Source organism: Paraburkholderia jirisanensis (assembly GCF_054782355.1).
Genome location: NZ_BAAGSQ010000006.1, coordinates 1 through 12,939 on the forward strand (window position 1 = coordinate 1; position 12,939 = coordinate 12,939).

At 58.1% G+C, this 12,939-nt stretch carries 18 protein-coding genes; all 18 read right to left on the bottom strand.

Going from position 1 to position 12,939, the window contains the following annotated elements; translation table 11 throughout:
• Positions 1-459 precede the first annotated feature (459 nt).
• The 18 genes from ACYVNQ_RS04265 to ACYVNQ_RS04350 all read right to left on the bottom strand — a co-directional run bounded on the left by ACYVNQ_RS04265 (position 460) and on the right by ACYVNQ_RS04350 (position 12,934).
• The gene (locus tag ACYVNQ_RS04265; protein WP_460901031.1) at positions 460-1,110 is read right to left on the bottom strand and encodes a TolB family protein; all 651 of its coding nucleotides are present in this window, start codon (positions 1,108-1,110) and stop codon (positions 460-462) included.
• Between the two features lie 42 nt (positions 1,111-1,152).
• Positions 1,153-1,524, bottom strand: a complete 372-nt coding sequence (locus tag ACYVNQ_RS04270) for a hypothetical protein (protein WP_460901032.1) — start codon at positions 1,522-1,524, stop codon at positions 1,153-1,155.
• 106 nt (positions 1,525-1,630) lie between these two features.
• Positions 1,631-2,260, bottom strand: a complete 630-nt coding sequence (locus ACYVNQ_RS04275) for a hypothetical protein (protein ID WP_460901033.1) — start codon at positions 2,258-2,260, stop codon at positions 1,631-1,633.
• A gap of 15 nt (positions 2,261-2,275) precedes the next feature.
• The gene (locus tag ACYVNQ_RS04280) at positions 2,276-2,542 is read right to left on the bottom strand and encodes a hypothetical protein (protein WP_460901034.1); all 267 of its coding nucleotides are present in this window, start codon (positions 2,540-2,542) and stop codon (positions 2,276-2,278) included.
• Between the two features lie 164 nt (positions 2,543-2,706).
• On the bottom strand, positions 2,707-2,907 hold the full coding sequence (locus ACYVNQ_RS04285; RefSeq protein WP_460901035.1) for a hypothetical protein: 201 nt from the start codon (positions 2,905-2,907) through the stop codon (positions 2,707-2,709).
• A gap of 162 nt (positions 2,908-3,069) precedes the next feature.
• Positions 3,070-3,519 (bottom strand): hypothetical protein, encoded by a 450-nt coding sequence (locus ACYVNQ_RS04290; RefSeq protein WP_460901036.1) that lies wholly within the window; start codon positions 3,517-3,519, stop codon positions 3,070-3,072.
• Entirely contained in the window at positions 3,519-4,076 is a 558-nt protein-coding gene (locus ACYVNQ_RS04295) for a hypothetical protein (protein WP_460901037.1), read from the bottom strand. The genes ACYVNQ_RS04290 and ACYVNQ_RS04295 overlap by 1 nt, the downstream gene beginning before the upstream one ends.
• Before the next feature lie 305 nt (positions 4,077-4,381).
• Positions 4,382-4,750 carry a hypothetical protein gene (locus ACYVNQ_RS04300; RefSeq protein WP_460901038.1) on the bottom strand — a complete coding sequence of 123 codons (369 nt, stop codon included), beginning with the start codon at positions 4,748-4,750 and terminating at the stop codon, positions 4,382-4,384.
• 72 nt (positions 4,751-4,822) lie between these two features.
• On the bottom strand, positions 4,823-5,047 hold the full coding sequence (locus ACYVNQ_RS04305; protein ID WP_460901039.1) for a hypothetical protein: 225 nt from the start codon (positions 5,045-5,047) through the stop codon (positions 4,823-4,825).
• The gene (locus ACYVNQ_RS04310; protein WP_460901040.1) at positions 5,044-5,304 is read right to left on the bottom strand and encodes a hypothetical protein; all 261 of its coding nucleotides are present in this window, start codon (positions 5,302-5,304) and stop codon (positions 5,044-5,046) included. Before ACYVNQ_RS04310 ends, ACYVNQ_RS04305 begins: the two co-directional genes overlap by 4 nt.
• A 310-nt stretch (positions 5,305-5,614) precedes the next feature.
• Entirely contained in the window at positions 5,615-6,004 is a 390-nt protein-coding gene (locus ACYVNQ_RS04315) for a DoxX family protein (RefSeq protein WP_460901041.1), read from the bottom strand.
• A 76-nt stretch (positions 6,005-6,080) separates the two neighbouring features.
• Positions 6,081-7,289: an SGNH/GDSL hydrolase family protein gene (locus ACYVNQ_RS04320; RefSeq protein WP_460901042.1), complete on the bottom strand. Its 1,209-nt coding sequence runs from the start codon at positions 7,287-7,289 to the stop codon at positions 6,081-6,083.
• 60 nt (positions 7,290-7,349) lie between these two features.
• Entirely contained in the window at positions 7,350-7,619 is a 270-nt protein-coding gene (locus ACYVNQ_RS04325) for a hypothetical protein (protein ID WP_460901043.1), read from the bottom strand.
• 227 nt (positions 7,620-7,846) lie between these two features.
• Positions 7,847-8,149, bottom strand: coding sequence for an H-NS histone family protein (locus ACYVNQ_RS04330; RefSeq protein ID WP_460901044.1), 303 nt, complete (start codon positions 8,147-8,149; stop codon positions 7,847-7,849).
• A 346-nt stretch (positions 8,150-8,495) separates the two neighbouring features.
• Positions 8,496-9,350: a cellulase family glycosylhydrolase gene (locus ACYVNQ_RS04335; RefSeq protein ID WP_460901045.1), complete on the bottom strand. Its 855-nt coding sequence runs from the start codon at positions 9,348-9,350 to the stop codon at positions 8,496-8,498.
• A gap of 137 nt (positions 9,351-9,487) precedes the next feature.
• Complete coding sequence (locus ACYVNQ_RS04340; protein WP_460901046.1) at positions 9,488-10,531, bottom strand: acyltransferase family protein; 1,044 nt, start codon at positions 10,529-10,531, stop codon at positions 9,488-9,490.
• 5 nt (positions 10,532-10,536) lie between these two features.
• Positions 10,537-11,658: a hypothetical protein gene (locus ACYVNQ_RS04345; protein ID WP_460901047.1), complete on the bottom strand. Its 1,122-nt coding sequence runs from the start codon at positions 11,656-11,658 to the stop codon at positions 10,537-10,539.
• Positions 11,648-12,934 (bottom strand): lipopolysaccharide biosynthesis protein, encoded by a 1,287-nt coding sequence (locus ACYVNQ_RS04350; RefSeq protein WP_460901048.1) that lies wholly within the window; start codon positions 12,932-12,934, stop codon positions 11,648-11,650. The genes ACYVNQ_RS04345 and ACYVNQ_RS04350 overlap by 11 nt, the downstream gene beginning before the upstream one ends.
• Positions 12,935-12,939: the final 5 nt, after the last annotated feature.

Consider the following 12,939-nt stretch of genomic DNA (forward strand, 5'->3'; position numbering starts at 1 on the left):
GACACGTCGCCCCAGTTTGATGTACAGCCTGACTGCGCGGATGCGGTCTGCGTATGAATACATGAACTACCCTCCAGGTAGTCCAGGATTTTGTCCGCATCCCCCCCGGGTCAGGGTTCCGCGCAAATCAACACATTGTTGACCGCGCTTCGAGCGTTCGGTACGATGCGCTCCCAATGACGTCCTATAAGCCGATGCAAGGGACTGCCCGCCCTCACAAGGGGTCCAGCTAAGTCTGGGTAAGCGGATTCGGACCGTAGCGCTAGAAGCCCCGCCTACATGCGCGGCTTCTGCTTTTTCGGATCCCAGAATGAAAAAAGGCGCTCCTAAGAGCGCCCTAAACAATAGTCTCGCTACGGGGAATAGACGAGAACTGCTTGAAAGACCAAGCCGAATGTTAGCTGCAAAGACGACGTGTGGGAATTGTCCGAAAGTCCCCCAGCGACTTTTGTACGTCGGCTATCTCTCCGATTCGACGCTCGTCAGCGCATTGCGCCCCTCCCCCACGACCTTGATCTCCTTGCCCGCTGGCGAGACGAGCACCTCAGGATCCCACGAACCGTGGCCGTCCATATAACGATGCTTTCGGACGAGCAGCGCGCCCGTGTATTTCCCCCGCGTGACGACATCAAGCGAGTTTCCGTCAGTCACGAACCGCTGCCGACCGCCTACAGACGGCACCGCGTGGATTGCTCCGGACGTAGTCCATGCAGCGGTCATGAAGTAGACGGTCGCGCCATCGGGCGAGAAGACCGGACGGTCAATGCCAGCGAGCACTAGCTTCGAGTCTTCGTCTCCTTGACGCTTGCCGGTGACGAGCCGTGTGGCCTTATGGCTTGCGATATCAAGCACCCAGAGATCGCTCACGGGGGGTTCAAAGTCCTCCTCGTCAGCCGCACGCGTGAGGCGCGTGAATGCTATCAGCTTGCCGTCAGGCGACATGATAGGCGCACTATCAGCACCCGTCTCGGTCAGAACCTCGGTCGCGCCATTAGCTGCCGTGTAAACGATGTTTCCCTCTTGCACCGATGCGTGCGGATCAGCGGCGTGAGCAACGCGGAACGTGAGCGTCAGGCACAGCGCGGCAATCCCTGCCAGCTTCTTGTTCATGTAGTTTCCTTTGCGGCCAGCGAAGGGGCCGCTGAAATGATGTTATCGCCCGCTCGCCGGATCAATGACGGAACCGTAGTGCGGGAGCAGTCGCGCCGGATCGTAGAGCTTGAACAAAACTGCCAGGCGCATCGCGACCGTGGGACGCCCTAACTTCTCGAGATAGATCATTGCGCCCGCACACATGCTCTCAGAGCCGCTAGCGTGGTATGTGCCTTCGTCGTCCCATTCGCCACCTGTGCGGTCGTTGTGGACCGTTTTGTGGCAATGGAACGTGCTCCGGTCATCGTTGACCAGGCCGTCGACAATTCCGGCGAGCCGCCCCGGTGCCAGTTCGATCGCGCCGTGTGTGCGAAAAGGACAGTTAGCGCATGGCTTGCGCAGCGCGAAGAAGGATTCGTGCGGAGCCTTCATATGTAGATCTCCGGCGTTATCGAAAAAGGGGTGCCCCGTGCGGGGCACCCAAAGGACGCGGTCGACCGGGTTGGCAAAACCGCGTCTCCGAGGCGAAGGTGATCGTTTAGTCGGCCGCGTTGCCGGCGCGTTGCTTCAGGCGCGCCACGAGACCGTCGTTCATGAAGGCCACGAGTTTGTCTTCGAGTCCGGCCCGTTTGCTCTTGTCGAAGAACTCCGTGCACGGCATCGAATGCTCGCCGAGCGCATCAAGACGGCAGATGCACGACATGGCCGCGAGATCGCTGCAGCCGTTCTCTTTCCAGTTCGAGCCGTCGGCTTCGTCGAAGTAAACACCCGCGTCTGTAAGACCGTATCCACGGATGTTCACCCATGGCGTCGGCCCGGACGTCCCCGTGTACGCCACAACAAATCGACCGTTGTCGCGCGACTGCTCCGTGATCCAGAGCGTGTAGTCGCCACTCCCCGGCTTCGGCTTCAGGTCGACCGCATCGAACTTGATACCGGCCTTCGACGCCTGCGCATAGAAGCGACCCATCACCTCGATGGCGATCTTCGAGGCCTCGTCGTGCAGCTGTTCGGATACCTGTTTGAGATGCGCCTGGGATTGCGCACTGTTGTCGATTTCGGACTGCGCGCGCGCGGCATCTGCGAGATTGCCAGCGTGTGATGCTGTGCACGCCGCAGCCGCGGCACACATGAGGATCGCACGAGAAAGGAAAGCTTTCATTTTCATGATATTCCTCCGATCTCAATGCAAATTGAAATCACGGGTCAACGGGTTATCGTGCAGAGCGCACGCGCGAAGCGTCTGGAGCACGATGTGCCCGTCGGTCGCACTGCGCGCGATCTGCTGCAAATCCGCGAGCGTTGCATCGGCATCGATCTCGACTTCAACGTCGGGAAACTGCCCATCAGGAAATTGCATCCAGCGAACGGCCAGCTGCGCGGCATCGCAGGCATGCTGAAATTGGTTTACATCTGCTGCGCACTCGGCGCGAAAGGAGAAAGTGGTCATTACCAAGCCTCAGTTTTCATTTTTTTAAGAATACGTCTGCGCGTTTGCGACGCGTGCGTACTGTAGCTCTGTTGCCGCGCGCGAGCGTTCGAAGTTCACGATAGGGACGACGGCAGGATCACGCAGCGCGCGGGGTTGGCTCATCGGGGCTTGGTCCATAGCGTTTACTTCGTGAAAGGACTCGGACTCGTCTCGCCCACGCGGTCCCGCACAGCGGCGCGTTCGTATTCTTGAAGCCACTCCAGATGCGCAATTTCGCGATTGATCACGCCAAGGAGATCCTCAAGAATCTTGACGCGCGGATTGCGCCAGATGATTCCTTTGCGATAGCGGCGTCGCGGCACAGGAGTGGTTGTTTCGTCCATCGTTCATCAGGTAGCGAGGTCAGCTCGGCGCGCAGTATAGCCCTCCTCGACCGTCGACTGGCCGGTGAACTCACGGATAGCTGCCGTCGCGCCTGTCGCCCAAGCTTCGCCGACGCGAACGCCATTAAAGAACACGTCGTATAGATGCATGGACGCGCGCCCTCAGTTCGAGCGGCCGGTCGGCATACCCGGCTCCCACATTAGTGGCGTTGTGTCGAGCCGACCATGCATTGCGTCATCGAGTGCGAGATTGAGCGCGGTGCCGGGTTCGTTGCGAAGCGTGTCGGACTCGTTTGAATCCCCATCGTCGCCGTCCTTCACGCGAGTGACGAACTCGCATGGCCGCTCGCAGGTGTAGCTTGTGTCGTGCTGAACGTCCACCAACATCATCAGGGACGGCGACAGCGCCACCGCATCGACCTGTCGTACGATCAGCAGCGGCTGACCTTGGCCGGTCTCGTATGCGTAGAGCGGACCTTCATGCTTCACGTATCCATGGGCCGGTCGGAATGCCGATTCAGCGGACGGCGTGGACGGCTTGCAGGCCGCGAGTGCGGCGCTCAGCACTAGCATTGAAATCGAGAATGCTTTTATCTTCATGATCTTTTCCATTAATCGCCCGCCCCACTTGCCGAAGCTCGAGCAAGCTCCATGCAGATCTCGACGGCCTGCTCGATGGGCATCGTGTTCAGAATGATCGCGTTGGGATGACGCTCCTTTACACCGGGCACCAACGTCATCGGGTCAACGTCGGGGCGCGATGACCGGCAGAAGCACTCCTGGCCGTTATTGACGAACACGACATGCTTCTTGTACGTGCGTTTCAGCCGCAACGCGACGCGCCGGCGGTTGTCGACATCGAATGCCATCTCGTCGGCGACGACATCCGGCGTGTATCGCAATGTCAGCCCGTACGATTCGTACGTACCCCGCGCGTTACAATGCGCAACAAAGAGCGCCTCCTCAGGCGTCCCCGTACGCTGAACCAGCGAGTCATCGTGGTCGAACGTCGTAAAAGCGACCCGATGGGCTGCAACGTCGCGCCAATGAAAGTCGACGGGGCCACCGGACGCGTGATCCCTCACGTCGGCGACAGCGGCACCATCCCGATTTAGAACCGCGTGAAAGCCATAACCATCGCGCCCGCGAAATGTGCGCACCTTCGACATCGAGTAGGTGCTTCCGGATACCAGCGCAGTCTGTTGAAGCGATTTCATATTTGTCTCAGTGATCCGTTATCGCGCAGCACGCATCGCGTCGATGCAAGCCGACACGCGCAGTACCAGAGGATCGGCAGCGGGCGGCATGGCAACCCCCGTCCCTACTTCCGTCCCGGTGCTATGCGTTGCCAACGCCGGCGCCGCAGGATGCAAAGCCGTCGCGATCGCCGAAGCGATGATCACGCCGAACACTGCCGAGATAACCGCGACCGTGATCGCAACGCCTCGGTCTTCCTTCGCAATTACCATGACGCTCAACCCTTCCGGCGAACCGGGTGCGCCGCAAAGCCCGGGCGCGGTTTCGTGCTGTACGCCGGAATCTCCTGCAACTTTTCCATGACGTTCCAGACGCGCATGTAGGCGTCGTGCAGCGCCGCGTCGGCAACGCTATCCTTGAAGTTGGAGTAGTCAATCTTGCTGATCGACTCGGCGATGGCCACGCCGACCACCTCGCGCGGGATCAGCGCGCGAAAGCCGTAGTCGCGGCCCGGCAGTACAAAGACCTCGTATTTCGTTCCGAACACCTCTTCGATATCGCCCTTGCGTCGAGCGCGCACCGACAAGCTCGCCGGATCCTTACTGGCAACGATCGAAAGAAACGCCTGATTCTGACAAATCCACATATGCAACCCCTTTTATTTTGTATGCCTAATTAATATGAAAGCTTTATCTCGTTCGGACCTACTGATTCCCGGCTACTGCTGAGCGCGCAGCTCCGCGATCTTCCGGTCGCATTCGTCCGCAGACCGCTTATAGTCGATGCGGCGCAAACCTGCCTCCATCATCGCGACGCGTTCGCTCAAGACGACGGGCCGCTTCTGCATCTCCTGGATTTCCCGTTGTTTGCCCGCGGCGAGATCCCGGAAATGCCGTGCTTCGGACCGCAGTCGGGCAATGCTATTCTTCACCTGGGTGCTCATTTCGACAGGCTCCGCGCTGCTTGCGCGAGCATGGCCTGCGCGGCTGAAACTGTTTCGAGGACCAACCCGAAGGTATTACCGGAGTGGCGGTCGCGCGCGATATGCATTTCGACGCTCGCGTAGACGGTCGTGGCAGAGCCGAGCGGCGAAGCGGTGGATACCGAGCCGGCAGTGTGCGAGATGACGTGGGTAAGCAGATGCGCAGATGTGCGCGCGGTCTCAGTCATGGTGAAGCCCCTCTGTTCCGAAGTGCCCACCAACCGTCGCCAAACGGTGGCGGGCGAGCAAAAGCAAGGTTGGCGAACCGGAAGGGGCACCGGCAGACACGAGGTCTCCCTGCTCCGCCCGCCCATGGGACGCACAGAAGCGACGAACAAAAAAAGCCGCACAACGGCGGCTATCCGCCCCTTCTAGCCAGTCGCCAAACTGGTCGCTGATGTCTCAGCGCGGTCGCATGATCCCGTAGTATTCCGAACGTTGCAACTCATTGATTCGCCTAGTTTTTACACTATTCGATATCGATTTTCGCAATAGAGACGCACACCAAAGCTGACCCCGAAATCCGCGTTACCTGGTCCTCCGCGCAAACGTGATCATGAGCAGACCCCCGACCAGGCTGATGTGCTCGAGCACCACGCGCTGCTCTGCGACCGCCTGCATGCCCTGCATGTGCCAGAAGTCGTGCGCGATTGGAATCGTGGCCAGCGTGAATAGCACGAGCATCATGACCCCGGTGCACGGCAACCAGTCGGCCACGATCAGTACGGACGGGACGATCAGGACAAAGACCATCAGCGCCGCCGTCGCGACGGGGAACGGCAGATGAAAGAACTTCATCTCTTCGACGGCGCCCGGGAAATCGATGAGCTTCAGAGAACCGCTGAGCCAGAACAGACTCGTAAACATCAGGCGAGCAAAGGTCTCGAGCCGCGACCTTGGGGGATTAGTGAATATCATGTTTTTTCGGGTGTTTGAGGCAGCTACGGCGTCGGCACTGCTTCTCGCGGGCCGACGCCTCAACCACTAACTGCTTTTACTTACCCAAGCCAGCGGCGGCAATTTGCTGCTGAACATACTGAGCGAACAGCGCGTACAGCTTCGTCGTCGGATGGACGGTGTCAGCAAACATATATGACTGGTCCGCGCCGTCTTCCTTGAACCACGGGGCCGAGCAGAACAGCGAGCTCGCGAATGCCTGCGCCGTCGCCGGGCTAGCGTTGAAAGGCGCCGGAGCCTGCGATGCCATCTTCGTCAGATCACATGCGGTGTCGGTGTTCGAGACTTTGAAGCCGAGCGCGGGGGCGTTCGCGACCTCGCCATCCAGCCATGTCTGCGCATCGATGAAGACGACGTGCTCCAACATGTGTGCGCTATTCAGCCCCGTCTTCAGCCCATCGTTGAACGCTTCCACGGCCAGCGGCGTGAGCAATCCGGCAACCGCCTGCTGCGAGGCGGGAAGCGTCGAAATGTACGGCGTCGCAGCCAGGTCCGGGACGTTCACGACGACAACATGCTGTGCGCCCGCAGCGATGATGTTGGTAATGTTCTCGATCTGTTGCGAAACGGCAGCCTGAAGCGCCTGTACGGTTGCAGGAGGCAGAGCGACAGTCGATGCAGCCAATGCCACGCGCTGCGTCGATGCGCTAGAACGTACTTCTTCCTGTGGCGCGCTCAATGCCGACAGCGCCTTCAGAATGTCATTCGCACCGCCCTCGACCAGCACCAGCTGATTTGCGTTGAACGCATGGCCATGCGCAGTGAAATAGTTAGAAAGCTGCTGCTGCACCGGGATCGTCAACGGACCCGCATTGTTCGGCAGCCATCCGATACCGCCGCTGCCATCGGTGCCCTCAACAATCGCACCGCCTTGCGCATAGCTATAGCCATTCGGGTTGTCGACCGGTGCCCCGCCGAAGCCACCGGTCTGAGCTGCGGTGAGCGTATCGCCGTAATAGGTCGCGACGAGCTGCGTCCAGTTTTGGCCCGGGTTGGTCGTATAGCGGCCACCACCGAACTGCGATGCGACCGGCGCGTAGGTGCCGACGTCCGACAGGCTATCGCCGAACGAAACCACCTGCAGCTTCACACCACCCGGCGGAAGCGCTGCCGGCGGATTGTTCGCATCCGTTTGCGTCGAACTGTGATCACTGCCCCCGCATGCCACGAGCGCCACAGACGCGCCGATGGCGATGGCAACCTGTGCAAGGCGGATCATTTTTCTGAATTGTGGTACCTGATGCATTTGACTTCTTTTCCTTGGTTTTTGACGTCGGTCGTTTTCCGCGGGACGACCGTGACCCGCTTACTGCGTTGAAACACATCTATGCCGCCGGCGATGCACCGATCGCAGTGGACCGGGACACGCCGCTTCAGCTTCGCGCTCGAGCAGCTGGGCGGCCTGCGCCGCGAACAGGAAATGGAGAACGAAGTACGTCGCGGCCTGGGAAAGATGCATTGCTGGCACCTCCCATTGCGCGACCGGCAGCGGCCTGTCGAACCATGACTCGAACGCGCGATAGATCTCTTCGATGAAGTCGCAGAACAGAAGCGCGGTCAGATAGTGATAGGCCATGCGATTGCGAAACATGCATAGAACGGTGAGCGGCAATGTCAGAGCCTCTACGTACTTCCATCCTGTGTGGTGCCATGCGAATAGCAGCGTGATATTCGTGAGCAGCCCGCACGCGGCGAGATAGACGAGCGCGACGTCGCACGCGCGGAAACCTCTACAGAACAGCGGCGCATGCAGCTTGGCTCTTGTTTCGGTCTGCATCGCGTCAGGACTCGATCAGGAACTTGTTACGGTTGCGCGTTGGCGAGCCACTCGGGCGCGCGACCGCGACCGCTCCATGTCTTGCCGGATTTCGGATCCTGATACTTCGCCGGAAGGACCCCGCGTGTCGGTGCAGCTTTATGGGGTGCGCGCTTCACCCGCATGCCGATTTCTTTCGGATCGATCCGATATTCGTCGATCAACGCCCGAATGCTCGCAATCACTTGCACTTTTTCATCGGCCATAACTGCTTCGATCTGATCCGCGATTGATGCAAGTTCAGCATGCAGTTCGTCGCGGCGCTTTTTTAGCGACTCAAGTTCCTTCATTCCCCTACCTTCAAAGCTACGAAAAAAACTGTCCCATCCGACAAGCAACGGTTCTTGCCGGGGCGTGTGAAATGTGGCGACGTCGGTTAGCCGCTGATCTCCACGGAGGCTGTCAACGATTTCCGCATAGAATTAACCTTATGTGTGCCCGTCCAAGATCCTTGACGAACGCCCTGCGAGCAACGAATGAGGAAGGTAAAAGCGATCATCGCCACAGCGGCGGCCTTTGTCATAGGTGAGGCCTTGGTCGTTATCTTGTGGACAGCCGCATTGACCACGCGCGCAATAGCTCGCCTTTCGAGATGCGTGCAAGGAACTCGCCGTCGACGCTAGATGGGTCGCGGTATCACTCGGCATGAAGCGCGGCCCTCACTCTTCCAAGGACCGGCTTCTCGTCACCGTTCCCATCCACGAGACCGAAACCGCGCTCGCGGACCTTCGAGGCGCCGTCACTGTCCTGCCACTCATACAAGGAGATGAGAGTCGTCTGCATCGACGTCGCGTCGGCTAAAAAAGACTCTACGGCTTGAGCTTGGTGAAATTTCCCGATTAGGGGAACCGAGGACGAAACGCCCCACTCTGTGATCACTGCGGGAACCCCGTATTCATCTCGGACGTAGCCCGCAGTCGCACGAATATCCTGCAACGACATACCGTAAGCATGGTAAGAAACTGCATCCACGCATGTCTTCAATTGCGGCATTAACTGCCGCAGTAGCTGTCCGGATTTCGACTGAGGTGCTGGGGCAGTCGCAAACGCGTATCCAATGATTGGTACCTGCGCATGAACCGGTCTCAATTTCTTGCAAACATGCTGCATGTAGAAGGCGAACGTCGCGGATACGTCCCCGGTAGGCCAATATTTAGATAGCTCGGGTTCATTCCAAAGTTCTATCGCCAGGATGTCACTTCTGTGTGCGCCGACGATCTCCTGCAAGACGGCTACCAGCTCATCTCCTGCAACAAGCAAATCCGCCTCACGCACGTTCGCCCGACTATTCACTGGCGCGAGTGGGGAGGTGGACCTGATAGTGACAACAACGGGAAGCCCAGCCGATCGGGCCGCACGGAACGCTGATTCGACGTTCGCTCGGTAGTCCAATCGATGCATGGAGTTGACCCATACACCGAACCGGACGAAGCGAAATCCAGTGTCTCTGATTCGCGAAGCATCCTGCATGGTGAAGCGTTCGATCTTCACTTGCACACCTACTGCCGCACCCTTCCCCGCAATTGCATGCCACTCGCTAAACTGAAGTTGTGCGTGAGCCCCCCCATGCTGAGCGAGTCCCAACAGAAACAGCAAGCATACAAGTACCGCACGAGCAGATGTGTGAGTCATGCGGCCCCCACGCGATGCGTCTCGGCGCGCTTGAATAGTCCGCGCACGCGCGACAGGATCGGTCGCTCAATCCACAGATGGCAAGCGTCCCCGACAACGCAAGCAACGAAAATCGCGATCAATGATGCTCCGGTAGCGGCCCAAGGTGTCATGTGCATTTCTTGGCCGATAACCTTCATCGCGAGGCCAATCACGAATGGATGCAGTAGGTATATCGCGTAGCTGGCCGCACCTAGTCTCGCGATCAGGACGCTCTGTGTCGCGCATCCGCCCATTTCCATATGCACCAACGTCGTGACTAACGCTAGCGCGGGAAGTCCATATGCGGCGACTCGAACGAAACCAGTTGGCGCACCGACAACGTAAAAATAGATGGGGATAGCACATACCGCACAGATCATTAGCGCCATCCGCGCCGCGTGGAATAGTCCCCTCTGCGGAACCAGATATACGATCCAGTACGCCGCCACCCCGAGACCAAATTCGATGACGTAGGGTTGCCCCAGATACGTCGCCATGTTCTCCGAGGTGGAAAGACACGCACTCAGCAGGCTGTAGACAATGAGCGCTGCAGCGGCCGCGGCGGTTGCGAATCGCGGCGTGACGACATGCAGGACACCCCAAATGGCCAGATAGAAAATCAACTCGTATTCGAGCGTCCATCCATTAAGGTTCAATGGCCCCCAATGACCGTCTGCCTTGAGATATGGAATAAAAAGCAACGACTTCACTAGGTATCCGACGCTGGCGTTCGTCGTATGCAACCAGTTCGGCTTCACTTCTCCCACGGCATAGACACCAATTGTGGAGATCCAGTAGAGGGGCACGATCCTGATCAACCGCTTCGCAAGGAAGTCCCTTCTTCGCTCCTGTGGGGCGACATGGGACATGATGAACCCGCTAATCACGAAGAAAATATCGACGCCGCATTGGCCAAAAGGAAGTAACCCAACGTGGTATGCGACGACCATCAACGCCGCGAGGCCACGGGCACCCTGCACATTCCGATAGATTGCCGGTCTCAATTTCTGATCGATCACGTTCCTCATCCTTCCCCAGTAGTTCGGGCTTCGGCAATAGCTTCGTTACTCGATGTCGCAGAGTTTCGCGTCAAGAGTGCGGCGCCGCGGCGGGGTGATGAAGGTGTAAGCCTCGAAAGTGCATAAGCACACAACAGCGAGACACTCGATAGATGGCGCGTGTAACTGCCGAGATCCGGTTCAAAGAGCATCGAAATCGCCATGTGCCCGAACACGAGGCACAGGAGAAAATCCATGCTGCCGTTGAGAAAACTCGGTTCCGCATGCCGCTTTCTGGAAAGCACCGCACCGACCATGATCCAGAGAAATATCTGCATCGCGATTTCTTTCGGCCCCGGGAAAAACATGACGGGCACATTGAGCTTCAGAATCGCGTAAACATAGTCTCCGCAAAATGCCAGGAACGACACCGGATCAAACGGGTTATAGAAGCCGGTACGCGCTCCGTATGGCGATCCCGATATGAGATAGTCTTCCGCCATGTCCCGCGGGTGGAGAAGCGCGGTGTATGCTGCATCTGGCAGCATGTACAGGCCGACGATGACCGTCAGAGCAATTATTGTTTTGCCGCGCAACGGTACGGTTCGAAAGAACCAGATGAAGAACGCGGCGGCGACGATCAATACGAAATAGATTCTCACCAACCCTGCATATCCAACATAGAGGATGATCGCAGCAAGAGTGACTGCACGTACTGTGGCTATCCGCGCGAGCAGGACGAGCGTGACGGACATCAGGACAACAAGCGTGTCCTTGCTGGCGACGAACAGGTTAAAGAACACGCACGGTGCGATCAGCACGTTATTCAATAGAAGAGGTCCGACTCTCTTCGAACTACGCACCATCAACCAGATGAACGTCGCACCGACAAATATCACGAACAAACTCGTCCCAAGATCGCCCAGCGCCGCGTAAAACTTCGCAACCGCGTCGAATGAGGTGTCTTGGTATGTGTTTGAGCCGCCGATCTGCGATTGAATTTTGTCGGAATCCCGGAAGACGAAATCCGGCAAAAACAGACTCGCCTTCGCATAGATTGCAATGTACAAAACAATGAGCACTATAGCGATGAGTCGCGTGACACCGTCGCTCAATAGAGGGCCGAACGCGAGGATCTTACGAAGCATTTGTCACCCCTTTCGCTACAGTGGATATTCCAGTAACCACGCGTTGTCTGCGCGCAATTAGAGCCGAGGTCGTCACGATCGAAGCACTCGCAAGCAAATGACCAAATGCAGCACCGAGCGTCGCCCATCGCCCTACGAAGATGTAGTTCATCGGTATGCTGACCGCCGCGATCACAGAAATGGAAATGGCCATGTCCTTGCCTTTGCGCAACGCGACAATCCCGCTCCAAAGAACATCGCAAACAGAACGCATGACAAAAGAAACGAGCAGCACCGAAAGCGTCAAAAACTCGCTTTCATTGCTCGGCTCATGCGCCATACGGAATAGGACTTTGTGTCCCGTCAAGACTAGCGCCGCAGCTATGGACGTGATGACGACCGCGAAGAGAAGGCTTTGATAGAGGGTCTTCATAAACGCACCGCGGGACGACGACAAAGCTCGCGCCAGCCGGGGCGCCGCTGTTACGACGATGGTGGCATAGCAGACAGTCTGGATCGAGTTGGCGACTGACCATGCGAAAACGTACTGCCCGAGCATGTCAGCACTAACGACGCCGCTAACAACGAAGCGCTCGGCGTACTGCAGCCCAGAGAGCACCATGGTTGCGATATAGAAGGGCAACCCGTCGAACCAGACAGAGCGAAATGGTGACTGCGGCAGGGACGGGGGACAATTCGCAGCGGCCTGCTTAGGGCCGCCCCCGGTTCTCCGGATCATCCACCATGCGATGGTCACCGCAATAACATTCGTTGCACACCAGAGCGCGAACACCGCGCTGATGGATCGGAATAGTCCACACAGCAGCCCGAGAATTGCTACGGCCGCCCATGCGCCTGTCCGCAGAAAGAGCAGGACGGACCCCGATCTCGCCTTTTGCAACGAGAACAAGTACGACGTCCCCTCAAGGGCGGCGTGCTCTGATAGCGCTACGGCAGTCACGCCCCAAAGCGTGGTGGTGGCGACGCCGTACAGTGACCCGAAGCGGGTGAGGTGGTCAAGCGTCGCTATTGTGATAGCCAGAAAAATGTAGACGGCCGCGTATAGCGCGACCAAAGACCGCAGGTCGCGCATGGTAGACGCCGAATTTTCGAGGCTTAGGCGACGATTAATCTCTGTGCTGAAACCAAGGCCCAATACCTTTGACGACACCACCGACACGGCTAGCGCGAGCCCGTAATCGGCTACGGCAGCAAATCCCAAGGTGCGCGCGACGATGATCGTCAATGCGAACTTGAACGCCAACGAAACGATCCGCAAACTAATGCGAAAAATCATGGTCT

Coding starts and splice junctions, on each gene's coding strand:
- ACYVNQ_RS04265 (WP_460901031.1), bottom strand. CDS start 1,110: ATGAACAAGAAGCTGGCAGGGATTGCCGCGCTGTGCCTGACGCTCACG.
- ACYVNQ_RS04270 (WP_460901032.1), bottom strand. CDS start 1,524: ATGAAGGCTCCGCACGAATCCTTCTTCGCGCTGCGCAAGCCATGCGCT.
- ACYVNQ_RS04275 (WP_460901033.1), bottom strand. CDS start 2,260: ATGAAAATGAAAGCTTTCCTTTCTCGTGCGATCCTCATGTGTGCCGCG.
- ACYVNQ_RS04280 (WP_460901034.1), bottom strand. CDS start 2,542: ATGACCACTTTCTCCTTTCGCGCCGAGTGCGCAGCAGATGTAAACCAA.
- ACYVNQ_RS04285 (WP_460901035.1), bottom strand. CDS start 2,907: ATGGACGAAACAACCACTCCTGTGCCGCGACGCCGCTATCGCAAAGGA.
- ACYVNQ_RS04290 (WP_460901036.1), bottom strand. CDS start 3,519: ATGGAAAAGATCATGAAGATAAAAGCATTCTCGATTTCAATGCTAGTG.
- ACYVNQ_RS04295 (WP_460901037.1), bottom strand. CDS start 4,076: ATGTCGAAGGTGCGCACATTTCGCGGGCGCGATGGTTATGGCTTTCAC.
- ACYVNQ_RS04300 (WP_460901038.1), bottom strand. CDS start 4,750: ATGTGGATTTGTCAGAATCAGGCGTTTCTTTCGATCGTTGCCAGTAAG.
- ACYVNQ_RS04305 (WP_460901039.1), bottom strand. CDS start 5,047: ATGAGCACCCAGGTGAAGAATAGCATTGCCCGACTGCGGTCCGAAGCA.
- ACYVNQ_RS04315 (WP_460901041.1), bottom strand. CDS start 6,004: ATGATATTCACTAATCCCCCAAGGTCGCGGCTCGAGACCTTTGCTCGC.
- ACYVNQ_RS04320 (WP_460901042.1), bottom strand. CDS start 7,289: ATGCATCAGGTACCACAATTCAGAAAAATGATCCGCCTTGCACAGGTT.
- ACYVNQ_RS04325 (WP_460901043.1), bottom strand. CDS start 7,619: ATGGCCTATCACTATCTGACCGCGCTTCTGTTCTGCGACTTCATCGAA.
- ACYVNQ_RS04330 (WP_460901044.1), bottom strand. CDS start 8,149: ATGAAGGAACTTGAGTCGCTAAAAAAGCGCCGCGACGAACTGCATGCT.
- ACYVNQ_RS04345 (WP_460901047.1), bottom strand. CDS start 11,658: ATGCTTCGTAAGATCCTCGCGTTCGGCCCTCTATTGAGCGACGGTGTC.
- ACYVNQ_RS04350 (WP_460901048.1), bottom strand. CDS start 12,934: ATGATTTTTCGCATTAGTTTGCGGATCGTTTCGTTGGCGTTCAAGTTC.